Here is a 25367-nt window from a genome sequence, read left to right as displayed (position 1 = left end):
CATGCGGTTCGGGGGAGACCTGGCGCGGCTGCGGTCCGGATTGATGCTGCGGATCGCCCTGCTGCTCTCCCTGTTCCTGCTCTTCCTGGGCGTGTCGCAGGGGCTCATGGCCGAGGTGGCCCGGACCCGGCGCGCGGATGCCGCCACGCTCAACGTCGCGGGCTCGCTCCGGATGCTGGCCGAGCGCTACACCCGTGAGACGAACCTGGCCCTGGTGGGGCTGTCCCAAAGGGATTGGCCGCTCCTCATGGAGGAACGCGCAGAGGCGCAGCTGACCGCCCGGCAGTTCCACGAGAGCGTGCGGGCCCTGCTCGCGGGTGGCACCGTGGAGCTGGGAGGACTCCAGGTCGCCATTCCCGCGGTGCGGGACCCGGACATCCTGGGCGCGCTGAGGACGCTCGATGAGGACTTCCGCGAGCTGGAGCACGCGGGCGTCCTGGCGCTCCGCGCCGAGCGCAGCGAGCTGACGGACAACCCGCACATCGACAGCATCCAGCAGAAGTCGGACGAGCTCGTCGAGCAGACCGACCGGTATGTGGCCCGGCTCCAGCGACGGAGCGACCAGACGATGGGGCGGCTGCGGTGGTTGCAAGGGGGAACGCTCCTGGCGGGCCTGGGCCTGTTCGCCGTGCTCCTGCTGTTCGTGTACCGCCGCGTCGTGCTGCCGCTCGACGCGTCGGTGCGGGCCGTCCAGCGGAGCGAGGAGATGCACCGGGCCCTGTTCGAAGGTGCGCTCGTGGGGCTGTGGCAGGTGTCCGGCGGCCGCTTCGTCCGCGTCAACCGGCTGGCGGCGGGCCTGTTCGGGAAGACGGAGCCGGCCGGGCTCGAAGGCCGTACCCTGGATGACGTGCTCGGAGCCGCGGCGACGCCGTTCCGCGCGCAGCTCGCCGGAGGGGGCACGGTCCGGGAGCATGAGCTCGAGCTCTCCGACGGGAAGGGAGGATGCCGCTGGCTGGCGTTCTCGGCGTCCCAGAGCTCGGACCGAGACCTCATCGAAGGCACGGTGGTCGACATCACCCCCCGGAGACGGGCCGAGCAGGCGCTTCGGAAGACCCAGGCACGGCTGCTCGAGGCGGCACACCGCGCGGGACAGCTTCAAATCGTCAGCTCGCTCGTCGAGTACTCACAGGCCCTCATCTTCGTGAAGGACTCGCAGGGGCGGTTCCTCAGCATCAATCGCCGGCTCGCGGAGGTCATCGGCGCTCGCGAGAGGGAGGAGCTGCTCGGGCGGACCGACGCGGAGCTCTTCCCGGCGGAGGTGGCGCAGCGCTTGCGGGAGTCGGACCGCGAGGTGCTCGAGGCGGACGCCGCCCGCGAGTCCGAGGACATCTTCCCGGGGCCTGATGGGCCTCATACCTACCTGGTGCAGAGGTTCCCGCTGAGGGACGCGACCGGGGCCGTCCACGCGGTGTGCGGCATCGCCACCGACATCACCGAGCGCAAGCGGGCCGAGGAGTTCCTGCAACTGCTGTCGGACACCAGCCGCCGGCTGGCCTCCTCCCTGGACTTCGAGGTGACGCTCGACACGGTGGCGCACCTGCTGGTCCCCACGCTGGCGAGGACCTGCGTGCTCCTGGTGCAGGAGGCCGGGAACGGCGAGCCCGCCCACTGGCGGGAGGTGTTCGCCGACGCCGATGCGGAACGGGAGCGGCGCATGCGGGCGCGGGGGCTGGGAGTCTCGCCGGAGCAGCTCGAACGCTGGCTCCAGGCCGCGCGTGACGGACGCGGCGCGTGCACCCCCGTCCGGGGGTCCCCGCCCGAGGCCCCTCCCTCCTGGGTGACGCCGCTGCGGGTCCGGGGTGAGGTGCTGGGCCTGTATGTGCTCTACCCCGAACCGGGGCGCCTGACGTACTCCGCGGCGGAGCTGGCGCTCATCGAGGAGGTCTCCCAGCGCGGGGGACTGGCCATCGACGCGGCGAGGCTGTACCGCCGCTCACGCGAGGCGACGCAGGCGCGGGAGGAGTTCCTCTCCATCGCCTCCCACGAGCTGAAGACTCCGCTCACCTCACTCAAGCTGCACCTGCAGTCCGTCGAGCGGGAGGCGATGCGCTCCAGGCCAGGGCCCGAGTCCGCGCGAATCACCCGGCTGCTCCACCTGGCGGACCGCCAGCTCAACCGGCTGAGGGAGCACATCGACAACCTGCTCGACGTGTCGCGCATCCTCACCGGGCGGATGGAGCTGAACTTCGGGGACGTGGAGCTGTCAGAAGTGGTGGGTGACGTGTTCGCGGGGCTCGACGAGGAGCTCACCCGGAGCCGCATCCCCATCCGGTTCGAGCACGACGGGCCCATCCACGCGCGGTGGGACCGCCCCCGCATCGAGCAGGTGGTGGCGAACCTGGTGGGCAACGCCATCAAGTATGGCGAGCAGAAGCCGGTGCGGGTGTCCGCGCGGGCCCAGGAGGACCGGGTGTGGCTGAGGGTGCAGGACCATGGGCCGGGCATCGCCCCGAAGGACCGGGAGCGCATCTTCCAGGTCTTCGAGCGGGCGGTGCGGGGGACGAACATCTCCGGCTTCGGCCTGGGGCTCTATGTGACGCGGCAGATAGTCCAGGCGCACGGGGGCTCCATCCAGGTGGAGGAGACACCGGGAGGAGGCACCACCTTCGTCGTCGAGCTGCCGGTCGACCCGGAGTCGCCGACGGCGCCGGCGGGCGGGTTGCGCCAGCCGGGCCTGGGCTCCGGAGGTGAGAGCCACGCGATGTGCTGAGCGGGCCCGGGCACCGCCTGGCTCAGGGCTGGTACGTGCGAATCGAAATCGCCGTCATGTGCGTCATGAGCAGGTACTGCTGGCCCATGCGCCGCAGCTGCGGACCGAACTCGGGGCGCTCCGCGCTCGCCTGCTCGATGAGCCACGTCAGGGACGTCTCCGCCGACTTCAGCCCCGCGAGGATGTCCTTCGGGTCGACGCCGCCCGCGATGCGCTTCTTGAAGGCCGCCGTCTGGCTCTCGACGTACGCCTCGGGCGTCCGGTTCACGAGCCCGCTGATGAGGTTGTCGAAGGAAGCCCCGACCGCCACCAGCGTGGGCTCGCGCGGCGCCTCGGTGTACGACTTGAGCTCGGCCGCGCAGAGGCTGTCGTAGAAGTGCAGGACGGCGCGTTCGCGATTCTCTCGGTAGAAGGTCTCTAGATGCTGCTCGGGCGTCACGGTCAGACTCCAGGACGTGGCGCGCGGGGGGGGGTGTGGGGGGCACAAGCGCGGACGTCTCCCGCGATAGTAGGGGCTCGGGCGGCCCGGTTTCACCAGGGTCGACAACGCCCCCGGCAGCCAGCCCGGTCGGTCGCTTCTCGGGAGCACGGTTCTCCGGGCACGCGGCGGCCAGGGCCGCTGGACGGAAGAGCGGGCCCTGGCGAATGATGTGTCGCGCCGCTTTCCTTGGGATTTCCTGAAAGAGACCTCATGACTCTTCACCGCGCCCTGGTCGTGCTCCCGCTCCTCGCACTCCTCGGGTGCGGCGACACGACGCCGGAGCTGGCGGCCCAGGCGCGGACCTCCGCGACGCTCATCGCCGATACGGCACTCCAGCCGACTTCGGACGGCTCCAGCGTCAACGTCACCGCGGGGGATGGCTCGACGGCGGGGCTCTACCTGAAGGTCACCGATACATCCGACCAGAGCTTCGTGCGCGCGAAGACGGGCTTCAGCACCGGCGACATCACCTTCGGGCTCCCAGCCGCGCCCGCGGGCACGCTGGCCCGGGTGGAGGTGCTCGTCCGGACGGGCAATGTGGGGACGACCGCTGCCTCGGGAACGCTCCAGTTCGAGGTGCTCGACGGCGCCACGTCGCTCGGCACCTTCACGAAGACGCTCGCCAGCGCCACGACCACGACTGATGACACGGGCACCGTCCTCACCTCCCGCACGCTGACGGGCCAGAGCCAGCTCCGCGTGAAGGTGACGCTGACGAACACCTCGGGCGCGGTGAAGCTCGCCCGGCTCTCCCTCAACCTCGTGTACCGCCCGGCGCCGGCGGCCGTCTCGGGAGCGATGACGCGCTCCGGGGTTCCGCCCGCGAGCGCCACCTATGTCTCCAGCGCCATCGTCATGCTGAACTGGAAGGACCTGGAGACGGCCGACCAGGTCTTCAACTGGGTGCCCCTCCGGAACGCCGTGGCCAACGTCACCTCGGGCACGAGCGTGACGAACGTGAAACTCCGCATCATGGCGGGCATCGCCGCGCCTGCCTTCGCCAAGCGGGCGAACGACGGCGCGGGCCCCCAGTTCGTCAATGCCCCGGCCACGTCGGAAGGCCCGGCCGTCGACTGCTCCGGCGCCGGTGAAGGCGGCGTGGGCGGCTACTACCCCGCGGGCGCGGGGTGTGTGCCGTTCTTCTGGTCCCAGGCGTACCTGGCCGAGTACCGCGAGTTCATGAGCGCGCTCCAGGCGGAGCTGCTGTCGAACCCGACGACGTATGGCGGCAGGACGTTGGACCAGCTCGTCAGCACCGTCGTCGACTCCGCCTGCATGACGGCGTACGCCGAGCCGTTCTACCGGGCGCAGAAGCAAGGGTACACCCACCAGCGCCTGGCCAACGCCGGCCTGTCGCACCAGACCGACCTCGACTGCCACCTGGGAGCCATCGACGTGCACCGCGACGTCTTCGGCACGTCCCGCCGCACGGCATTGGCCATCAACAAGTGGGACGTCGTGCAGCCGGGCTGCACCGTCAGCAGCACGGCCGACGAGTGCCGCCTCCAGGTCTGGTCCAACAGCGCGCCCTGGGGTGTCCGCGAGCTCCTGGAGGGCTACGCGAAGTCCCAGCTCACGTTCGGCGGCGAGCTGCTCCTGGAGGTGCAGAACAACGGCATCGGCGAGGTGGCCACCGACAGGTGCACGGGCACGGGCACCGGGCAGACGAGCTACTTCTGCTACCTCCGCGACTACAGCGGGCCCCGGGGCGTGCAGACGGAGAACTGGCAGAACCTCAACTCGAGCTGCACGGACCTGTACCTCGCCCTGGACAACGCCGTGGCCATGAACAGCCACTTCGCCGAGCTTCCCGGCGGCTTCGGCGTCTGCAACCACAGCATCCTCGCCTGCTACGACGAGAAGCTGCGCGACTTGCAGGCAGGCCAGCCGAATGGCTGCGACTGCGTCTCGACGCCGTCCTGCCGGCAGTAGTCGGGGCGCCTCCGTCCCACCTGCCTGTCAGGACGACAGGGCCACGCGGTACACGCCGTCCGCCGGGTAGCGCACAGATTCTCTGCATCGTTTTCCCCCTCGTCGGCTCCCTTGAGCCGAGGGGGTGGTCTGCGCTGCCTGCGCCAATGAGCCTGGGTCGAGCCGAACACCCTCTCATGCACCGCAGAGAGAGCAATCTGTCCATGGCCCGTAAGCAATCACCACCCAGTAGCAAAAACAGCCCAGCCGCGTCTGTCCTCATGACGCCAGGCTGAGGCGACAAAAACCACCGCCTCTCGCTCCATTCCCCAGGTCAGGACGCACAGGACACGCCTCCGCGCGGGGGGTGCACGCACCCTCCGGTAGGAGGTGTGTCTCGTCACGTCCTGTCTGGGGAATGGAGTCCCACCCAACGTCATCGCCTGGCCCGGGAGAGGCAGGGCGCATGGATGACGCTCAGGAGCAGTGACTTGAAACGACAATGTCTGGAAGTGCCGCGCAGCCGCCTGACGTGGTGTACCGCCGTCCTCCTCCTGGCCTCCCTGGGCTGTGGCGGGCCGGAGCCGGTGCCTGGCAGCGAGGAAGCTCCCGCCACGACGCGCCAGGGATTGGCCGCCGTGCGGGTGCCTCAGACGGTGGCCGCGGGCGCCTATCACTCGCTGTTCCTGCGCAAGGACGGTGAGGTCTGGGCCTGGGGTCAGAACACGGCCGGGCAGCTCGGCACGGGGAACACCAGCACCACGCCCCTGCCCCAGCCCTCGCGGGTGAACGGGCTGCCGCCCATCAAGGCCCTGGCGGCGGGTGTCGCCCACTCGCTGGCGCTGGATGTGGACGGCAACGTGTGGGTGTGGGGGCAGAACGCCTCCGGGCAGGTGGGCCTCGGTATCGCCGGGGGTACGGTGCTGGTGCCGACGAAGGTGACGCTGCCCGGCATCCAGGCCATCGCGGCCAACGGCAGCTTCTCGCTCGCGCTGGGGACGGATGGCCGGCTGTGGGCCTGGGGCCAGAATACGTCCGGCCAGATTGGCACGGGCGCCACCAGCCCCTCGGTGGCCACGCCCGTGGTGGTGGCGGGCCTGCCCACCATCCGGTCCATGGCCGCCGGCCTGAACCACGCGCTGGCGCTGGATGCGGACGGCAAGGTGTGGGGCTGGGGGCAGAACACGGCCGGGCAGGTGGGCACCGGAGCCACCAGCACCAACGTCCTGGTGCCGACGCAGGCGGCGGGGCTGCCGCGCGCCACGGCCATTGCCGCGGGCGGGAGCCACTCCCTCGTCATTGACGAGCAGTTCGGCAACGTGTGGGCCTGGGGTCAGAACACCTTCGGCCAGGTGGGCACCGGCAGCACCAGCACCACGCCGGTGCTGGCGCCCACGGCAGTCACTGGCCTGTTCGCCGTCAAGGCCATCTCCGCGGGCCACTTCTTCTCCCTCGCCATCATGGGTGACGGCTTCGTGAAGGCCTGGGGCCACAACGTCTCCGGTCAGCTCGGCAACGGCGGCACGGTGAACAGCGCCGTGCCGGTGAGCGTGACGGGAGTGGCGGATGCGAAGGCCCTGGCGGCCGGCGCCCAGCACGCGGTGGCGCTGCGGCCGGGGTGCCCGGTGTGGGCCTGGGGCAACAACGGCCAGGGACAGCTCGGTACGGGCAGCACCTCGACGGTGGCGACGACCGCCCCCGTGTCGGCCCTGATCACCAACACGTTCTACTTCGACGGTGACATGGACGGGTTCGGGGACGAGTACGTCGTCGAGTACGCGTGTGAGCCCTCCCCTGGCTTCGTGGAGGAAATCGACTGCGACGACTACATGCCGACCACCTACCCGGGGGCTCCGGAGGAGTGCAACGGCGTGGATGACAGCTGTGATGAAGCCGTGGACGAGGGCAACCCGCGCGGCGGCGAGACCTGCGCGACGGGGAAGCCGGGCGTGTGCGGCGCGGGGACGACCGCCTGCGTCGCCGGCAACGTGGCCTGCGAGCAGGTCCAGGCCGCGTCCGCCGAGCAGTGCGACAGCCTGGACAACGACTGTGACGGCGAGTCTGACGAAGGCAACCCGGGTGGACTGCAGGCGTGCTCCACGGGGCTGCAAGGCGTGTGCGGCGAGGGCGTGACGTACTGCACCCACGGCGCCATCGACTGCGTGCAGAAGGAGGATGCCTCGGCCGAGCTCTGCGACAGCAAGGACAACGACTGCAACGGGCAGCCGGACGACGGCCTGTCCTTCGTGGCGTGGTACCGCGACCAGGACGGCGACGACTACGGCCTGACGGACCAGGCGGTGCAGGCCTGCGCGAAGCCCTCGGGCCACGCGCCGAACCCGGGCGACTGCAATGACACCAACGCAGTCTTCAACCCTGGCGCCATCGAGGTGTGCGACGGCATGGACAACGACTGCGATACGCAGGCCGACGAAGGGCTGCCCACCCAGGCCTGGTACCGCGACGCGGATGGCGACGGCACCGGCAACGCGGGCGAGACCGTGCAGAACTGCCGTCAGCCCGCGGGCTTCGTCGCGGACGCGACCGACTGCAATGACGCCAGCGCGGCCATCAAGCCCGGCGGCACGGAGGTCTGCGACGCACTGGACAACGACTGTGACGCCCAGGTGGACGAGGGGCTGATGGGCGCCTGGTACCGCGACGCGGACGGTGACGGCTTCGGCGATGCGGCGCAGGAGACACAGGCCTGCGCGAAGCCCACGGGCTACGTGGCGAGCTCCAGCGACTGCAATGACTCCAACGCGGCCATCAAGCCGGGCGCAACGGAGGTGTGCGACTCCGTGGACAACAACTGCAGCGGCGCGGTGGACGAGGGCGTTGCCATCCTGACCTGGTACCGGGACGCGGATGGCGACACCTACGGCACCTCGACCAACACCCTGCAGACGTGCAGCCAGCCCTCGGGCTACGTGGCGGCCGCGGGCGACTGCAACGACGCCAGCGCGAGCATCAAGCCCGGTGCGACGGAGGTGTGTGACAGCGCCGACAACAACTGCAATGGCTCGACGGATGAGGGGGTCGGCTCGACCTTCTACCGCGACGCGGACGGTGACGGCCACGGCAACGCGGGCCTGCCGACGCAGGCGTGCTCGCAGCCCTCCGGCTACGTGTCGAACACCACCGACTGCAACGACTCCAGCGCGAGCATCAAGCCCGGGGCCACGGAGGTGTGCGACAGCGCCGACAACAACTGCAACGGCACGGTGGACGAGGGCGTCGGCTCGACCTGGTACCGCGATGCGGATGGCGACGGCTACGGCAATGCCAGCCAGTCGAGCAATGCGTGCTCGCAGCCCTCGGGGTACGTCTCCAACGTCGGCGACTGCAACGACTCCAGCGCGAGCATCAAGCCCGGAGCCACGGAGGTTTGCGACGGCGTGGACAACAACTGCAGCGGCACGGCGGACGAAGGCGTGGGCTCGACCTTCTACCGCGACGCCGACAGCGACGGCTACGGCACTGCCAGCCAGTCAACCCAGGCGTGCTCGCAGCCCGCGGGCTACGTCTCCAGCTCCAGCGACTGCAACGACTCCAACGCCGGCATCCGGCCTGGTGCCTCCGAGACCTGTGATGGTGCCGACAACAACTGCAACGGCACGGTGGATGAAGGCGTGAAGTCGACCTGGTTCCGCGACGCGGACAGCGATGGCTACGGCAATTTGAACCAGTCCACGCAGGCGTGCTCGAAGCCCTCGGGCTACGTCTCCAACGCCGGCGACTGCAACGACTCCAGCGGGAGCATCAGCCCCAGCGCCTGGGAGGTCTGCGACGGCTCTGACAACGACTGCAATGGCTCGGTGGACGACGGAGTCGGCTCGACCTGGTACCGCGATGTGGATGGCGACGGCTACGGCAACTCCAATAATACGAGAGAGGCGTGCTCGCGGCCCTCGGGCTACGTCTCCAACGACGGCGACTGCAACGACTCCAGCTCGAGCACCCGGCCTGGAGCCACGGAGTTGTGCGACAGCATCGACAACAACTGCAACGGCATGGGTGACGAGCCCGCGAAGCAGACCTACTACCGCGACGCCGACGGCGACAGCTACGGCACTTCGAGCGTGTCGACGCAGCAGTGCTCGCAACCTTCGGGCTACGTCTCCAACACCAGCGACTGCAACGACTCCAACGCTGGCATCCGGCCTGGAGCCACGGAGGTGTGCGACTCGGCGGACAACAACTGCAACGGCTCGGTGGACGAGGGCGTCGGCTCGACCTGGTACCAGGATAAGGATGGCGATGGGTATGGCAGCCCTCAGTGGCTCCTGGCCTGTTCGCGGCCCTCGGGCTTCGTATCCAACGCCAGCGACTGTGATGACTCCAACGGGGGCCTGCATCCAGGGGCCACCGAGGTCTGCGACGGCATCGACAACAACTGCAGCGGCGCGGCGGACGAAGGGAGCGTATGCAGTTGCTCGCCAGGTGAGACCCGGTGCAACGGAACGTGCATCAACACCACCGACGACTTCAATAACTGCGGAGGCTGCGGAGTCCGGTGCCCCAACTACAAGTTCGAGTGCATCGATAGCGTCTGCGAATACATGTGAGGCAGCAGCTCATGCAGTGAGCTGTTGCCCCCGGTAACGCACGGAAGGGGCCTCCTGGCGGCTGTGTACCGCCAGGAGGCCCCAGGCGCTCCCGTAGCTGTCAGCGGTAGTAGGGAGACAGGGCGGCGGTGATGCGGGCCACCAGGTCCTCGGTCTGCATCCGCTCCGGCTCGCTCAGCGAGGGCAGGCTGGCGGTCAGCGCGTCGCGCAGCTCACGCAGGGCGGCGTACGCGCCCAGCGTCTGCATGGCCTTGAGGACGTCCACCATGGTGCGGCGTGCCTCGTGACTGCGCACCCCATCCGTGTTGAGCAGGATGGCCTTGATGTCCGGGAGCATCAGCGACATCAGCTCCGGAGTCGCGCGCGGGTTGGCGGAGAAGTGGCCGCGCTCCGACGCCGGGTCCAGGTAGAGCCGCGCGAAGATGCGTCGAACGAACTCGTCCGCGCGGGCCGGGTAGTCCGCCCGGGCGCCCGGGGGAATCACCAGCGGCGGACGGACGCCCTCCATCGCCAGGGAATAGGCGGTGACCTGCGCCTCGGGCGACGCGACGCGCACGAAGTTGAGGAGGGGGTGTATCTGGTAGATGAAGTAGTAGACGAACCGGCTCCAGGGGAGCGTGCTGTTCAGCATGGAGTCCCGGGCCGAGTGGTACAGCGGGCCGACGGACCCGGTGATGGGCTCGGAGGAGCGGTCGTACGTGTTGCAGTACGGGTCCGTGCGCCGGTCCTCGTCCGTGCAGAACCCATCCGTGGGCGGCTGCGGCGACATTCCATAGAGATAGCGCACGGCCTGCACGTCATACGAGCCCGGCGTGTCCAGGTAGACCGCGTCCTCGTACTGGAGGTAGTCCATCACCGTGGTGGACAGGGGGCTGTTGGGGCTGCCGTCGTAGGCGAGCGAGCCGTAGAAGTTGTGCCGCAGCCCCAGCGTATGGCCGACCTCGTGCAGCATCAGCCCCGTGAGGAGCCGCTCCACCTTCTGCTTCTTGGTGAGTCCCGCCAGCTGGCCGTGGCCCGGAGTCCCGGCGCTCACCCGTGCCGCGCGCATGGCCGAGGCATCCAGGTCACACAGCGGGCGGCCCCGCATGCCGGCCCAGGACAGACGGAACGGGGCGCGGGCCTCCGGCTCGGAATGGGCGGCCTCGAGGGCCGCGTCATCCCCGAGCTCGCTGGCCGCGACAATCACCCAGGTCACCGGGAAGTAGATGCTGGCCCCTCGAATCTCGCCGGTGTTGGGGTTGGTCCTCCAGTCCGCCATGGCGAAGGGCATCTCCTCGTCCGTGTCGAAGATGACGACGTTCTTGTCGTCGTCGGCGAAGCTCAGCGAGCTGTCACCGATGGCCACCTGGAACACCGGGAAGCCGAACACCGAGTTCCAGCCCTCGATGCCGCGCTTCATCGCGCCCACGAGGTCAAAGTCCTGGAAGCGCGGGTCCTGCTGCGCCTTCAGGACATGCTCGGTGATGTGCCATTGAATGGGCTTCATTCCGGGGTGGACGTTCCACTTCACCGCCACCTGCTCGATGACCTGGGCGGCGGTGTTCGGGACGATTCGCCGCTCGCTGCGGAAGTAGTGCTCTCGCGGCGGCAGCGGGGTGGGCGTGTAGCCCGGGCCCTCGGAGTACCTTCGCAGGGAGATGCCCAGGGTGCCGGCGGTCCGGAAGAGGTTGTCCTCCATCCACCAGATGGAGGCATCAGGGTCCGGCACCTCCGCGTAGCCCGTGTAGACCTGCTCGAAGGTGATGCCATCCGCGATGCGCCGGAAGCGCTGCGCGAAGCTCAGCTCCACCTGGAAGCGGACGCCGTCCTCGCCACGCTCGTCCCCCACGACGCCGAAGCGATTGAGGCCCGCCGTGGGGTCGATGAGCACGTACTGGCTGGAGCCCGGCAGGCGATTGAACGCGGCATGGTCGGTGACGATGGGGTACGCGTCGACCAGCACCTGCGGATGGAACACGTCGCTCATCTGCTTGCGCGTGTCGACGTCGAAGACGAAGAGCTTGCCGTTCTGCTCCTCGAAGCTCACCACCCGCGTGCCCAGGGTGGTGGCCGCGGTGTAGACCACGCCACCGGGGTGGGCCTGCTTGGAGTACGCGGAGAGGAACCACTTCTTGTCCAGCTCGTTGCGGCGGATGGCCAGGTAGAAGCTGGCTCGCGCGTCATCCACCGCGCCGGCGAGCCGCTGGGACACCTGCTGCTGCTGCTCGGCGCTCACCGCGCGGGGGATGGCGACGAAGGCCTCCTCCAATTCCACCTGGAGGACGGACTCGGGGGACGCGGGCGCTTCGGGCGTGGACGCTCCCGAGGTGTCGCCGCAGCCCGTGCTCAGGGCCAACGCCAGGGAGACGGCGCCCCACCAGGCGCGCCGCGTGTGAGGACTCCAATGAGACATGAGGGACTCCGGACAGCCGGAGGGAGGGATTTCCATCCGGTCCCGGTACAACGGCACGCGCCTGGAGCCTCCTCAGCCGCCCCGCGCCGAACGAGGGGATGCCCTCCGCCGCGAAAGGAGTCAACCGCTCGGGCGATATGAGCTTCACGGGTTGGCGTTGAAGCCCGCCCTGCTCACCCGTACGTCTCCCGCTTGATGCGCTTGTCCTGGATGCCCAGCGCGTGGAGGTGACCGAGCACCGTCTCCATGAAGCGCGGAGTGGCGGGCGTGCGCGTCTCCAGCGCCTTGCGCCTGTCCCACGGCGTAATCGCCGGGCCGCACGCGTAGACGAGGCAGGTGTCCCGGTCCGGAATCAGCTCCTCCAGCAGCGCCTGGGCCACGCGGCCCTTGCGCACGGTGGGGCCGAAGCGTGACTCGTCCGTCTCACGGGTGAGGGTGTGCACCACGCGCACGCGGTCCGGGTGCGCCTGCTCCAGGGCGACCAGCTCCTCGCCGTAGAGCACGTCGCCCCACGTCTTGCTGGAGAAGAGGAAGGTGTGGCGCAGCTTCAGGCCCCGGTGGAGCGCGTCCTTCAGGATGGCGAAGTTGGGCACCGCGCCGGAGCCGGCCACCAGGTGGAGGATGTGCCCGGTGCGCTGCTCCACGTCGTCCGGCAGCACGTACGGCCCCATGAAGCCCAGCACCTTGAGGCGCGCGCCGGTGAGCCGGCCGTGCACGAGGAAGGGGGACAGGAGCGGCGGGTACCGGGTGAGGCCGGGGATGAACTCCTCATCTTTGATGGTGATGGCCACCAGCGGCTCGTGCGGCGCGGAGGCGAGCGAGTAGGAGCGCTGCGGCTCCTTGCGGCCCTTCTGTTCCTGGAGGTAGGCCGACAGCCGCCCGAGCGCGGGGAACTGGTGCGGGTCGATGTTGAGGAACTGCCCCGCCTTGTACTCCGGGGGCGTCCCGCCGAAGTCGAGGAACAGCGTGGCCGTGTCATGCGTGTCCATGCGCACGCGGGCGACGGTGACCTCGTACTCCACGGGCTTCCGGGTGCGGGACAGGGTGGCTTCGGCGCTCATACGCCCTTCCCATAGCCCAACCCACCCCCGGGCGCCGATGGCTTTGCGCCAGCGCCTGACGCGGGCCAACGTCCCGGTGCGGTGTCACGCGTGGCCGTGCCAGGGCGGTAGGGGTCTGTCCCGCGGTGCCGGAAGAGCGTTGGCTGCATGACGGCCCGCCATGCGGGCGGGCTGCATGTGGGCAGGGGTGCTGACCTGTGCCGCAGGCGGGACTACATCTTCTGGTGGGTAGTGGCGGGACTGGGGCGCCAGCATCAATTGCCGCCCGCCTGGGCTCCAGCCGAGCCATGCTCTCGGGCCGTCCCCGAGATGGAGGCGACCGACGCGTGCTGCGCATTCTCTTCGAGCTGATGGCCAGGCTGCCGGAACGGGCGCGCCGCCGCGTGGTGCGCGCGCTGATGAACCGCGTCTGGGACACGCTGGCGAATGAGGTGGTGGAGGGCCGGGAGAACATTCCCGACGAGCCCTGCCTCTTCATCTGCAACCACCTGTCCAACGCGGACGGCTTCACCCTGGACCGGGCCTTCCGTCCGCGACAGGTCAGCTTCCTGGCGGGGGTGAAGCTCCAGAGCACGACGATGACGCGGCTGGCGTCGGAGGTGATGGAGACCATCGCCATCAAGCCCAACTCGCCGGACATCGAGGCGATGCGGCGGGCGGTGGAGACCCTCAAGGGCGGCCAGCCGGTGCTCATCTTCCCGGAGGGCGCGCGCAGCCGTAACGGCACGTTGCTGGAGGCGAAGAAGGGCGTGTCGCTGATTGCGAAGCGCGCGGGCGTGCCCGTGGTGCCGGTGGCGCTGCGGGGCACCGAGAAGCTGATGCCCATCAACGACTCGGACATGGGCGGGGAGCGGCTCTACAAGGCCGACGTCGTCGTGCGCTTCGGCCGGCCCTTCCGCGTGGAGGACCTGGAGGCGGAGTGCGCCGGCGCGGACGACGCGCGCCAGGCCCTGGTGGACGCGATGATGCGCCGGGTAGCGGCGCTGCTGCCGCCCGAGTACCGCGGGGTGTACGCGGAGGCGCCGGCCCACGTCCCCGGGGGCTCGGAGCGCGAGCGGCCCTCCGCGCCCTCGCCGTGAGCGGAGGCCCCTTCCGCGGCCAGGGATGAAGACGGCACCGCCGTGGTGGGTAGTGACGTGGGCATCCCTGCTGATAGGTTGTGCGCCACCATGTGGCGTCCCCTTCCCTACCGGGCTGTGTCGCTCCTCGTCCTCCTGGCCTCCGCGGCGCTGGCGCAGGACCGTGAGTCCTCCACCATCAGGACGTTCATCGTTTCGGACCACCCGGCCGAGGAGGCGCACCGGCTTGCCGTGGCCGGCCAGGTCGCGACGGTGCTCCGCTTCGAGCAGCCCTGCGACGCCACGCGGACCCGGCTGCTGGGCTGGGAGGGCCGGTTCGAGCCACCTGCCGTCATGGGGAAGCTCGTGGTGCTGGTGCCGCTGCGCGACCTCGCGGACGATGAGCGCGTCCCCCTGCTGGTCACGCTCACGGATGGAACGGAGCTTCCATTCCTCGTGGGCCCGCCTCGCGAGGAGGCCGGGCCGGACCAGCAGGTGAACGTGTTCAGGAACCGCGAGAGCTACAACGCGGTGCTCTCGGCCCTGTACGACTCGCTCGGACGGGAGAGTCTCCTGAGGAACGAGAACGAGCGCTTCCGGAAGGAGGAGACGTCGCCGGACCACGCGCTGGCCGCGCTGCTGGTCTCTGGCGACATCAAGCAGACGCCGTTTCGCCTGATGCGGAAGTGGTTGTTCAAGGAGCCGGACGCCGACCTCAATATCGAGGCCTTCTCCGGCAAGTTGAAGGCCGCCGTCCTCGTCACCGTCAAGAATCACGACTCCAGGCGGCCCTGGCGCTTGAAGGAGGCCCGCCTCATGACCACGCCCGGGGGTGTGATGCGCACGGTCGCCATGCGATCGACCCTCCCCGCGATTCCACCCGGTGAAGAAGGTCTGCTCGCTTTTATCGTGGATAAGAGCGCGTTCGTGGATGCAGGCAGGCCCACGCAATTGGTGCTGGAACTCTTCCGTCACGATGGACTCCGACAGGCCATTGTCGTGCTGGATCATCGGCTCGCCCGCGAGTAGGAGCGAAGGCATGACGGCAATGAGACTCCTCTCCCTGCGATGCGTGGTCCTGCTCGCGGCCTGCGCCAGCTGCGCCACAACGGGCCCGGGTGGAGTGCCCCTCCGACCGGATGGGTCCCCAAGCTTTGAGGAGTGCCCAGCAGAAACCCTCAAGGCAATGCGCTACCTGCGCGTGCGGGTAGGTGACGGCGCCTCTGTCGAGCTCGACGCGAATCAGGACGACGTCAGTCCCATTACGCTCTATGACGGCCCCGTCGAGAGCGTTCTGTTTGGTGATCTCGGCACGCTTGGAACCGGCACGCGACTGTATGGGCAGGTCTGGACGGGAGGGCCACAGGTCGTCGTCCGCTACTACGAGGCCCATCCGCTGGACGGAGACAGGGTGCCCATCTGCGCGGTGGCCAGGTTGTCAAAAGGCCAGATGCGGAAGTTGCCCGGGTCGAAGCCGGGAATGGCCATCCTCGAGTTCTCCACCGCTGCCGTCTACATCGTGGAGGAGTTCCGGTGAGTCGCCGCGTGCCGGTCCGAGGCCCCCGGGCATGTCGCCATGAAGCCATTCCCACCATGAGTCGTTGCAGCCCGCGCTGAGACACGGACAATGGGCCCCGCCGTGACGAGCCCCCGAAGCGAAGAGCAAATCTACGTATCCACCCTGCCCGGGCTGGAGCCCGCGCTGGAGGCGGAGGCGTCCGCCCTGGGCTGGAAGCCGCGCCGCGTGGAAGGCGGCGTGGAGTTGGAAGGCCCGGCCGGACTCCACCAGGAGGCCAACCTGCGCCTGCGCACCGCCAGCCGGGTGCTGCTGCGCGTGGGCACCTTCCGCGCGGGAGACTCCGACACGCTGGCCGAGCGCCTGGGCGCGCTGGACCTCTCCCGCGTCTGGGACGGGCGCACGCCTCCGAAGCTGTCGGTGAGCCTGCACCGCTCGCCGGTGCCGGGGCCGGACGTGGTGCTCTCCGCCGCCGCGTACGCGTGGGGCCTGCCCTCCGTGGAGCGCGCGGGCCCGCTGGACGAGGAAGGCGGCGGCGCGGGCCTCACGTTGCTGGTGCGCGTGGAGGCAGATGCCTTCACCGTGAGCGCCGACACCAGCGGCGAGCCCCTGCACCGGCGCGGCTACCGGCAGGAGGTGAGCCGCGCGCCCCTTCGCGAGACGCTCGCCTCGGGCATCCTGCGGCTCGCCGGGTATGACGGCACGGAGCCGCTGGTGGACCCGATGTGCGGCTCGGGGACGTTCCTCGTCGAGGGCGCGTGGCTGTCCATGCGCCGCGCGCCGGGCCTGCTGCGCGCCTTCGCCTTCGAGTCCTTCCCTTCCTTCGAGGCCGCGGCCTGGGCGCGGCGCAAGGCAGCCGCGGAGGCGGAGGCGCTCCCTGCTCCCCGCGCGACGCTCCACGGCTTCGACATCAACGCGGGCTCGCTGGGCACGGCGCGGCGCAATGCCCGACGCGCGGGGTTGACGCTCGCGCTGGAGCGGCGGGACGTGCGCACGCTGACACCTCCTCCTGGGAGCCCGGGACTGGTGGTGGCGAACCCGCCCTACGGCAAGCGCGTCGGCGAGGCGGAGGACCTGCCCGGCCTCTACCGCGCGCTGGGCCACACGCTGCGACAGTCCTTCGCCGGCTGGCGCGCGGCGGTCATCCTCCCGGACGACGCGACGCTGGTGAAGGCGCTGGACCTGCCCGGTGCGCGCAGCCTCCCCGTGCGCAATGGCGGGCTGCGATGCCTGCTGCTGCTGGCCGGCTCCGCGACGCCCCAGGCGCCAACGCGAGGATGAAGCTCACGGTCCACGTCAGCGGACGGCCGAGGGGCAAGTACTCGTTTTACGGCTTGATACCTGGAAGTTGAAACATGGCCGCGAGGCAGCAGGCGGGCGTCCAGGCGAGCGGACCACGAGAACACGGCCTGCGACACGGAGCAGCCTGAAGCCCCCGCCTTCTCCAGCGGGCAGGCAGCCGGGGTCTCACTGACCCATTTTGCTTTTCATGTGTCAGACACCGGAACATTCGCGTCACATGGGTTTCTCCCGCGTGTCGACAGCGCTCGTTGTTCTCGGAACTTCCTCCAGCAACTCTCCACACCGGCGACACAGGCGGGGCGGGAGTTCGTCGCGCCTCGCGGGCCTGGGCACCGCGCTGCTCCTCGTCCTCGCGCTGACGTCCCTGGCGCACGCGGCCACGCCCCCGGCGACGGTGCCCGCAATCGAAGGGTGGCGCTTCCGCTGGGGCGACGCCCCGCTCGGGCCCGACGGCGTCCCCACCTGGGCGAAGGAGACGGGCGCGGAGGAAGGCTGGCGGCCCGTGGCCGCGTTCCAGGTGCCTCCGGACCGCGGCACGAACACGTTCCTGTGGCTGAGCATCCCGGTGCCCGACGGGAAGTGGCTGGAGCCCGCCCTCTTCCTAGGCACTGTCGCCAACGCCTTCGAGGCGTACAGCGGTGGCCAGCTCCTCTTCTCCAGCGGGAAGCTGAACCCGTCCGGCCGCGAGGAGATGGACAACATGGCGTGGCACGTCGTGCCACTGCCGCCCACGGCGGCGGGCCAGCGTGTGCTCCTGCGCATCCAGGGGAGCGGGCCCGCCATCGGCGTGCTGCGTGACGCGCGGGTGGGCGCGCGTCATGAGCTGCTCTCCTCGATGACGCGCACCGGCCTGGCGTCCTTTGTCATGGGGACGCTGCTCCTGGCCATCGCCCTGGCGTCCGCCGGGGCCGCCATCCTTCGGCGCCAGCGGCGGATGTTGGTGGGGCTGACCGTCTTCGCCGGTGGCTCGGGGGCGCTCCTGCTTGGCATGAGCGGCCTGTTCCTGTCGCTCTGGGACTCCACCCTGCTCAGCGGCCAGCTCACGCTGCTGGGCGCGTACGGCATCCTCCCCGGCCTCGCGTGGTTCATCTCCGACACGATTGGCGAGGGGCGGCTGCGCTGGTTCCGCATTGGCGCGGCGGTGGTCTCCGTGCCCGCAACCATCCAGTGCGTGCTCGTGCTCGTGGACTTCGGCGCGGCCCAGCAGTTCGTGACGCTCCTCACGCTCTATTCGCTCCCCGGGTTGATGGTCTGCGTCGGCGTCGCGGCCGTCGAGGCGTGGCGAGGCAATGCCGACGCCCGCATCTTCGTCACCGGCCTGGGCATCCTCATGCTCACCCTCGTCCACGTCACGCTGCCGCAGCTCGGGCTGATGGAGGCGACCGACAGCCAGATGCACTGGGGCTTCCTGGCGCTCACGCTGTCGCTCGTGGGCATTGTCGGACGCCGCTCCGCGCTCGTGGTCCGCTCGCTCACGCAGCACACCCGCAAGCTGGAGGAGCGGCGCCAGGAAGTGCACACCCTGGCCGAGAACATGGGCAGCGGCGCTGGCGAGCTGGCGGCGGTGGCGCAGCAGCTGCGCACCACCAGCGAGGAGCAGACCGCCGGCATCAGCCGCCAGGCGACGGCGCTCCAGCAGTTGGAGCAGACCGTGGAGGAGATCCGCCAGGGCTCCCACGTGACGGCCGACAAGGCCCAGCAGCTCGCCACCTCCGCCCAGGGCGCCGAGCAGGTGGGGCGCGACGGCGGGGCGGCCATCGAGCGGACGCTGTCCAACCTCGAGACCATCCGCGCCGAGGTGTCGGAGATGGCCAGCCGCATCCTCGCGCTCGACGCCCGCACCCGCGAGGTGTCCGGCATCGTGGACGCGGTGAAGACGCTGGCGGACCAGTCCAACATGCTGGCCATCAACGCGGCCATCGAGGCGGTGCGCAACGGCGACAGCGGCAAGGGCTTTGCCGTGGTGGCGCGGGAGATGCGCAGCCTCGCGGACCAGTCCATCCAGGCCACCACGCGCATCCGCGACGTGCTCGACGGCCTGAGCACCAGCATGCGCGACACCGCGAAGCTGAGCGAGCAGGGCGAGCAGCGCGTGCGGGGCAGCCTGGACGCCGTGCGCACCTCCGGCGCGCAGCTCCAGAAGCTGGCCTCCATCATCGGCGACACCAGTACCAGCGTGCGGCAGATCACCGCGGCCGTGGCCCAGCAGGACGCGGGCACCCACCAGATTGCCCAGGCCATCCAGGAGCTGTCCGGGCAGATGCAGCGCACGCTGAAGGTCGTCGACGAGACGCGGACGGTGACGCGCTCCGTGCAGTCGCTGGCCGAGCGCATGTCGGGCGTCTCCGACCAGGCGCTCCGCTCCGGAATGCTGGACTCGAACCCGGCGCCTGCCCGGTAGGCGCGGGCTCAGGGCGCGTCGAAGGCGTACAGCTTGTTCTGGTCCGCGGTGTAGACGCGCTTGCCCACGATGATGGGGTCCCGGAGCTGGCCGCCGGAGCTCCCGTCGACGGCACCCACCAGCGTGGACTTGGACGCGCTCCACTGCTGCGCCAGGTCTGACACGCGCAGCACGTGCAGGCCGCTGCTGGAGGTGATGACGAGCGTGGGCACGCCGGTGCCAGCGTCATCCCGCGTACCGGAGGCCGCGGCGAGGGTGGTGGTGCGCTTCGCGCTCCGGGGCGTGGTGAAGGCGAGCAACTCCATGCCGTACGCATCCACCACGATGCCGTAGACGCCGGAGAGCGTGCGCGTCACCGGCGTCCCACCGGAGATGGCGTCGAAGGAGTAGAGGACGGTGCCCGCCGACTCCTGCGTCGCGACGATGGCACGCCCCCCCACCAGCACTGGCGCCTGGACGCTGACGAGCGCCGAGCTCGGAAAGGGCGCGGAGCGGAACAGGCTGGAGCCCTTGTAGCCGCCGTTGCGGATGTTGAACGTCACCTGGCCCGTGGTGGCGTCTCGCTCCAGCAGATAGATGCGGTTGCCCGCCACGCTAAGGTGGCTGGCGGGCGTCAGGGCCACCGCCGGCCACCGCTCGACGCCCGTGGCGATGTCCCAGCCGTACAGTCCGCTGGTGAAGGGCCAGGGCTGGCTCGCGTTGCACTGGGTGGAGCACTGGAAGTTGTAGATGGCCGCCAGGTAGATGAAGCCCCCGTCCGCGGCGATGGCGCCGAAGTTGTCCTGGGCGGTGTTCCACTGCTCCGCCGGGTAGGAGGGCGCGTTGGGGTAGTAGCCGTAGGTGTTCAGCTCGCGCTCCACCGCACCCCTGCGGGTGAAGGCGCGCAGGCCCAGCCTGGGGCCGTGCCACGCCTCCTGGTTGTAGATCCACAGGCGGGTGCCATCGGTGAGCGACTGGCCCCAGCTGTCGTTGCTGTGCAGCTCCACATCCGAGTACGGCAGCGGGTTCCCCGGGTAGTAGACGGGGCCGGAGGCCTTGTTCCAGATGCGGATGCCGTCGTCGTTGAGGACCACTCCGTCGCGCGTCTCCCACTGAGCGGTGCGGACCTCCTTCTCGTACGTGAACAGGGTGGGCCAGTTGCCGCGGTTGTCGTTCAGCGGCTTGTCGGCGCTCCACACCTTCGCCCCCGCCAGCGACACCTTGTCCACCGCCGGCGTGCCGCGGCTGTTGCTGTAGTTGCCGCTGGAGTCCCACTTCACGTAGACGCCGCCCGTGTCCGCCACGGCGCGCTCCACCGTCTGCATGACGCGAGGCGAAGCGGCGGTGGGCGCGTAGCTCCAGGCGGGCGCCAGCGGGTACCAGACACAGCCGTCGGACGCCGAGGAGCGGCGGGCGTCATGCCCGTAGGTCCCCCACGCGCTGGAACCCGTGCACGCTGGCGTCAGTGACGAAGCGCGGGTGCCGGTCGGCTCCAGCAGAGGCACGGGGGCGTCCTCTCCAGCGCTCCCGCAGGCGGCAAGGCCCGTGGCGGACAGGAACAGCGCAATCCCTCTGGCTCTCAGCGTCATGACACGACCTCCTCGTTGGGGCTCGCGACGGACGGGTGACGGCCTGGATGGTGTAGAAAATCAGCACCTCGTGGCAATCCCGTTCACTTCGATTTCACGGACGGATGCCCCGGGCCGCGTCGCGTCATGCGGCGCTCCACTGCCGCGCTAGGCGGGGCGGGTGAAGTCCTTCCGCTGGCGCTCTGCCTCACGGCGGAGCGCGCAGCCGTCGACATGGTCGTTCACCATGCCCATGGCCTGCATGAAGGCATAGGACGTGGTGGGGCCCACGAACGTCCACCCGCGCCGGCGCAGCTCTTTCGACAGCGCGGTCGACTCGGGCGTCGTGGGCATGCTCCGCAGCACCTCCCAGGTGAGGTGCCGGGGCCTGCTGGCGGCGGTGGGCTCGAAGCGCCAGAGGAACGCGGCGAGCGAGCCCTGCTCCTCCACCAGCTCGCACGCGCGGCGCGCGTTGTTCACCACGGACTCAATCTTCCCCCGGTGACGCACGATGCCGGCATTCCCCAGGAGGCGCTCCACGTCGCGCTCGGTGAAGCGGGCCAGCCGGACGAAGTCGAAGCCGAGGAAGGCCTCGCGGAAGGCCTCGCGCTTGCGAAGGATGGTGAGCCAGCTGAGGCCCGCCTGGAAGCCTTCGAGGCAGAGCTTCTCGAACAGGCGCCGGTCCTCCGCCATCGGCCGCCCCCACTCCGTGTCGTGGTAGGCGAGGTATTCGGCGGTGCTCCCCGCCCACCTGCACCGCCGCACTCCGTCCACGCCTTCGATGAGGCCCTCCTCCGTCGTCGAGGTCCTCGGCGTCTCTTCGCGCTGCGCCCCGGTCCGGGACGCGTTCTTCTGCCTGGTCGCCATGCGCGGCCATCCTCGCACGTCACGCACGCGGAGCTCATGGGCGCCTGCCAGCCTGGGAGACGGGAAGCCCCCCTCCCAGGCTGGACCGGCGCGCCTGCCCGGTTTCGTGCTACCGAAGGGCCGTGGAGATGTGGGTCACGCCCTTCGAGCCGCAGCCGGCACCGCATGAGGTGACCGGGAGCTTCCCGAGCCCCTTCGACGAGCCCGGTCCCCCCGCGCTCGCGCGCAGGGCCGCGGAGGCGTTGCAGGCGGAGCTTCGCGCGGGGCTCATCGCTCCCGGGCTTCCATCCGCGCTGCTCGACGAACCCGAGGGTGGGAAGATGTTCGGCGTGCTCGTCGTGCGCGAGCCCGGCGGACGCATCGGGTTCCTGCGCTCCTTCTCCGGCATGCTCGCGGGACGCTGGGATGTGCCCGGCTTCGTCCCGCCCCTCTTCGACCGCGAGGCACGGGCGCGGCTGGAGCCCGAGGGTGAGGCCGCGGTGAAGGCCCAACACGCCCGCGCCGAAGCGCTTCGCACGTCACCGGAGCTCGCTTCGCTCCGTGCCGCCCACGAGGCGCAGGAGGTCCGCCACACCACGGAGCGCGCGGCGCTGCGTGCCCGGCATGAGGAGCGGCGGAGGCAACGCCACGCGCGGCGGGCGGAGTTCACGGCCCCTGGCGGCGCCGAGACGCAGGCGGTGCACCCCGGGCCCCCTCCCGGGAGCCACGGCGTGAAGGCGGAGCCGCTCGGAGACGCCGAGAAGCGCGCGGCCCTCCACGCGCTGGACCAGGAGAGCCGGGGCGACAAGGCGGAGGCGCGCCGGATGGAGGCGACCCACGAGGAGGAACGTCGGGCGCTCGCGCCGAAGCTCGCGCGGCTGGAGCGACGACTCCGGGCGTCGGAGCGGCTGCGGCGCATCGTCAGCCGCGCGATGATGAAGCGCCTCCACGACACGTACGCCGTGCCCAATGCGAAGGGCGAGCGGCGCCTCCTCCGCGCACTGTTCACCTCGGGAGAGCCTCCCTCGGGCGCCGCTGACTGCGCGGGGCCGAAGCTCCTCGCCCAGGCCTTCGCGCACGGCCTGCAGCCGCTGGCGCTCGCGGAGTTCTGGTGGGGCGCTCCGCCCATGTCGGGAGGACGTGCCTCGGGCGCGTTCTACGCCGCGTGCCGGGACAAGTGCGGCCCCCTGCTGCCGTACATGCTGGAGGGCCTGTCCGTCTCCGCCCCCCGGACCTTCGCCCCCCCCGCGTCAGCGAGCGACGGGCTGTCCATCCTCTTCGAGGACGCCTGGCTCGTCGTGGTGGACAAGCCGGAGGGGCTGCTCTCCGTGCCCGGCCGGGAGGCCTCGCTGACGGACTCGGTGCTCACCCGGCTGCGTGCGCGGTATCCGCGGGCGACGGGTCCGCTGCTCGTGCACCGGCTCGACCTGGACACGTCGGGGCTGCTCGTCGCCGCGCTGGACGCGGGGACGCATGCGACGCTGCAGCGACAGTTCCTCCACCGGCAGGTCCACAAGCGCTATGTGGCGTGGGTCCAGGGACAGGTGAAGGGCGAGCGGGGCACCATCGACTTCCCCATGCGCGTGGACCTGGATGACAGGCCCCGACAGATTCACGACCCGGTGCACGGCAAGCCCGCGGTGACGGAGTGGCAGGTCCTGGAGCGCAGCGGAGACCGCACCCGCGTGGCCTTCTTCCCGCACACCGGAAGGACGCACCAGCTGCGCGTCCATGCGGCGCATCCGCTCGGCCTGGGCGCGCCCATCGTCGGGGACCGCCTCTACGGACACCCCGGCGCACGCCTGCTGCTGCACGCGGAGGCGCTGACGCTCCTGCACCCGGGCACCGGACAGCGCGTCACCTTCGAGCGGCCCGCTCCGTTCTAGGCAGCACGCTCCGCGGACACCACCGCTCGCTGGACCGCCGGGAAGATTTCGGGGTCCCGTCGTAATGGAGGTGCGCCCGCCGACCCGGCTCGATTCGCGGTGGGCTCCATCCAGAGCGAGACGTCTGGCCCGCCGTCAGAGGCCGCCAGCGCGCGCTCGATACCCGAGCCAAGGACCCATCCATGTTCCAGAACCGCACTGTCTCCGTGCGCGCGCTTCGCGCCGCGCTGCTGTCTTCCCTGCTCTTCGCCTCGGGCGCGTTCGCCGATGAGGCCCAGGTGACTGCTCCGAGCGCGCTCTCTTCGCGCACGGAAGAGGCCCACTGGGGCTACGCGCAGCGCGTGAGCCCCGCCCACTGGGGAGAGCTCGCGGGAAGCGGCATGTGCTCGACGGGCCAGCAACAGTCGCCCATTCCGCTGCAGTCGACGAACGTGTCCCACCAGCACGTAAGCATCCCCAGCTACCACTACCAGACGAGCCAGGTGCACATGCTCAACACGGGCCACACCGTGGAGTTCGCCTACGACGTGGGCAGCTCGGTCCAACTGGGTGGCAACGTCTACACGCTCAAGCAGTTCCACTTCCACACGCCCAGTGAGCACGTGGTGGACCACATCCGCTACCCCCACCCCATGGAGATGCACCTGGTCCACGTGGACGCCAACGGCAACCCCGCGCTCGTCGTGGCCGTCTTCATCAAGGCGGGCGCGGTGAACAACGTGCTGCTCAACGCCTTCAGCCATCTTCCGAAGCACGCGGGTCAGGTGAGCGCACCGCTGGGAGCGGTCCTCAACGCGAGCGCCCTGCTGCCGCACGACAAGGACTTCTTCCAGTACACGGGCTCGCTCACCACCCCGCCGTGCAGCGAGGGCATCCAGTGGTACGTGCTGAAGAACCCCATCGAGCTGTCGGACGCGCAGATCGCCGAGTACCAGCGACTGCCGCACCTCAACCCCAGCAACCGGCCGCTCCAGCCGCTGAACGGCCGTGACGCGAAGCTGCACCCCATCCCCGGCTACTGAGCACGGCACGGGGATGAAGCCTCAGGCCGGGCGCTCTCGGACGCCCGGCCTGCTTCGTCAGCCACCGTGCGCAGGGACTTCCGCGAGCGCGGCGTCCCTCACCGCGCGGAGCCGGGCGCGCACCGCGTCCAGGTTCGTCCCATCATAGCGCAGCGCATTCGGGTGCTCGAAGCCCACGTTCCACGGCTGCGCGGGGACGATGACCAGCCCGCGCGGCCGCCACGTGAGCCAGCGGTGGATGTACTCCGGCCAGTCGTCCACCAGCACCTTCCCGTAGACCAGCCCCTTGTCCATGGTGACGGTGACGCGCGCGTCCGGCACATGCGCCTGGCACCACTGGAGCTTCTCCGCCCAGGCGTTCGTGGAGCTCACCGGGCCCTTGGTGAGCACGTGCAGCTCGAACCCGAGCGTCCGCAGCTCCCCCAGCACGTCGAAGCCGTGCTGCCGCCGCTCCAGCCGCGCCCACCACCCCGGCTGCCCGCGGATGAGCTCCTGCCGGGCCCTCAGCCAGGGCGAGTCCTCGAAGTCGGCCGTCAGCGGGGGCTCGCCCGGGCTGCGCAGCCGCTCCAAGTCCCGCAGCATCGCCCCCTGGTAGTCGCAGAGCGTCCCGTCCATGTCGACGAGCGCCACCAGCTCCGACCGCTTCACCGTGTCCGTCATGAGGGC

At 70.1% G+C, this 25367-nt stretch carries 16 protein-coding genes; 10 read left to right on the top strand and 6 right to left on the bottom strand.

Going from position 1 to position 25367, the window contains the following annotated elements; all coding sequences use genetic code 11:
- The first annotated feature begins 1 nt into the window (after position 1).
- Positions 2-2710: an ATP-binding protein gene (locus G4D85_RS07195; protein ID WP_164009379.1), complete on the top strand. Its 2709-nt coding sequence runs from the start codon at positions 2-4 to the stop codon at positions 2708-2710.
- Positions 2711-2732: 22 nt separating this feature from the next.
- Here the strand turns inward: G4D85_RS07195 and G4D85_RS07190 are convergent, their stop codons facing one another.
- Positions 2733-3149, bottom strand: coding sequence for a hypothetical protein (locus G4D85_RS07190; protein WP_164009378.1), 417 nt, complete (start codon positions 3147-3149; stop codon positions 2733-2735).
- Positions 3150-3401: 252 nt separating this feature from the next.
- Here G4D85_RS07190 and G4D85_RS07185 point away from each other — a divergent pair, with 252 nt between their 5' ends.
- Both G4D85_RS07185 and G4D85_RS07180 read left to right on the top strand, forming a co-directional pair.
- Positions 3402-5123: a hypothetical protein gene (locus G4D85_RS07185; RefSeq protein ID WP_164009377.1), complete on the top strand. Its 1722-nt coding sequence runs from the start codon at positions 3402-3404 to the stop codon at positions 5121-5123.
- Positions 5124-5593: 470 nt separating this feature from the next.
- Entirely contained in the window at positions 5594-9670 is a 4077-nt protein-coding gene (locus tag G4D85_RS07180; protein WP_164009376.1) for a MopE-related protein, read from the top strand.
- 100 nt (positions 9671-9770) lie between these two features.
- On the opposite strand, the gene G4D85_RS07175 is transcribed toward G4D85_RS07180, so the two are convergent.
- Together G4D85_RS07175 and G4D85_RS07170 are read right to left on the bottom strand one after the other, a co-directional pair.
- Positions 9771-12062 carry a zinc-dependent metalloprotease gene (locus G4D85_RS07175; RefSeq protein ID WP_164009375.1) on the bottom strand — a complete coding sequence of 764 codons (2292 nt, stop codon included), beginning with the start codon at positions 12060-12062 and terminating at the stop codon, positions 9771-9773.
- A gap of 173 nt (positions 12063-12235) precedes the next feature.
- On the bottom strand, positions 12236-13123 hold the full coding sequence (locus G4D85_RS07170) for a ferredoxin reductase domain-containing protein (RefSeq protein ID WP_164009374.1): 888 nt from the start codon (positions 13121-13123) through the stop codon (positions 12236-12238).
- Positions 13124-13449: 326 nt separating this feature from the next.
- Between G4D85_RS07170 and G4D85_RS07165 the strand changes: the two genes are divergently transcribed.
- The 5 genes from G4D85_RS07165 to G4D85_RS07145 all read left to right on the top strand — a co-directional run bounded on the left by G4D85_RS07165 (position 13450) and on the right by G4D85_RS07145 (position 19400).
- Positions 13450-14202, top strand: coding sequence for a lysophospholipid acyltransferase family protein (locus tag G4D85_RS07165; RefSeq protein WP_164009373.1), 753 nt, complete (start codon positions 13450-13452; stop codon positions 14200-14202).
- Between the two features lie 90 nt (positions 14203-14292).
- On the top strand, positions 14293-15210 hold the full coding sequence (locus G4D85_RS07160; protein WP_164009372.1) for a DUF2381 family protein: 918 nt from the start codon (positions 14293-14295) through the stop codon (positions 15208-15210).
- Between the two features lie 157 nt (positions 15211-15367).
- Complete coding sequence (locus G4D85_RS07155; RefSeq protein ID WP_338052875.1) at positions 15368-15718, top strand: hypothetical protein; 351 nt, start codon at positions 15368-15370, stop codon at positions 15716-15718.
- Between the two features lie 90 nt (positions 15719-15808).
- A complete protein-coding gene (locus G4D85_RS07150) occupies positions 15809-16978 on the top strand; it encodes a THUMP domain-containing class I SAM-dependent RNA methyltransferase (protein ID WP_164009370.1) in 1170 nt (389 codons plus the stop codon).
- A 238-nt stretch (positions 16979-17216) separates the two neighbouring features.
- Positions 17217-19400 (top strand): methyl-accepting chemotaxis protein, encoded by a 2184-nt coding sequence (locus tag G4D85_RS07145; protein WP_164009369.1) that lies wholly within the window; start codon positions 17217-17219, stop codon positions 19398-19400.
- Positions 19401-19408: 8 nt separating this feature from the next.
- Here G4D85_RS07145 and G4D85_RS07140 read toward each other — a convergent pair whose 3' ends face one another.
- Positions 19409-20968, bottom strand: coding sequence for a hypothetical protein (locus G4D85_RS07140; protein ID WP_164009368.1), 1560 nt, complete (start codon positions 20966-20968; stop codon positions 19409-19411).
- Between the two features lie 147 nt (positions 20969-21115).
- Entirely contained in the window at positions 21116-21814 is a 699-nt protein-coding gene (locus G4D85_RS07135; RefSeq protein ID WP_164009367.1) for a DNA-3-methyladenine glycosylase I, read from the bottom strand.
- Between the two features lie 128 nt (positions 21815-21942).
- On the opposite strand from G4D85_RS07135, the gene G4D85_RS07130 reads away from it, so the two are divergent.
- Positions 21943-23679 (top strand): RluA family pseudouridine synthase, encoded by a 1737-nt coding sequence (locus G4D85_RS07130; protein WP_205525490.1) that lies wholly within the window; start codon positions 21943-21945, stop codon positions 23677-23679.
- A 182-nt stretch (positions 23680-23861) separates the two neighbouring features.
- On the top strand, positions 23862-24701 hold the full coding sequence (locus tag G4D85_RS07125; RefSeq protein ID WP_164009365.1) for a carbonic anhydrase: 840 nt from the start codon (positions 23862-23864) through the stop codon (positions 24699-24701).
- 57 nt (positions 24702-24758) lie between these two features.
- Here G4D85_RS07125 and G4D85_RS07120 read toward each other — a convergent pair whose 3' ends face one another.
- Positions 24759-25361 carry a 5' nucleotidase, NT5C type gene (locus G4D85_RS07120; RefSeq protein ID WP_164009364.1) on the bottom strand — a complete coding sequence of 201 codons (603 nt, stop codon included), beginning with the start codon at positions 25359-25361 and terminating at the stop codon, positions 24759-24761.
- Between the last annotated feature and the right edge of the window lie 6 nt (positions 25362-25367).

The organism is Pyxidicoccus trucidator, assembly GCF_010894435.1.
Taxonomy (GTDB): Bacteria; Myxococcota; Myxococcia; order Myxococcales; family Myxococcaceae; genus Myxococcus; species Myxococcus trucidator.
The sequence above is the reverse complement of the archived record's forward strand: the minus strand, read 5'-3'. Positions and strand labels throughout refer to the sequence as shown.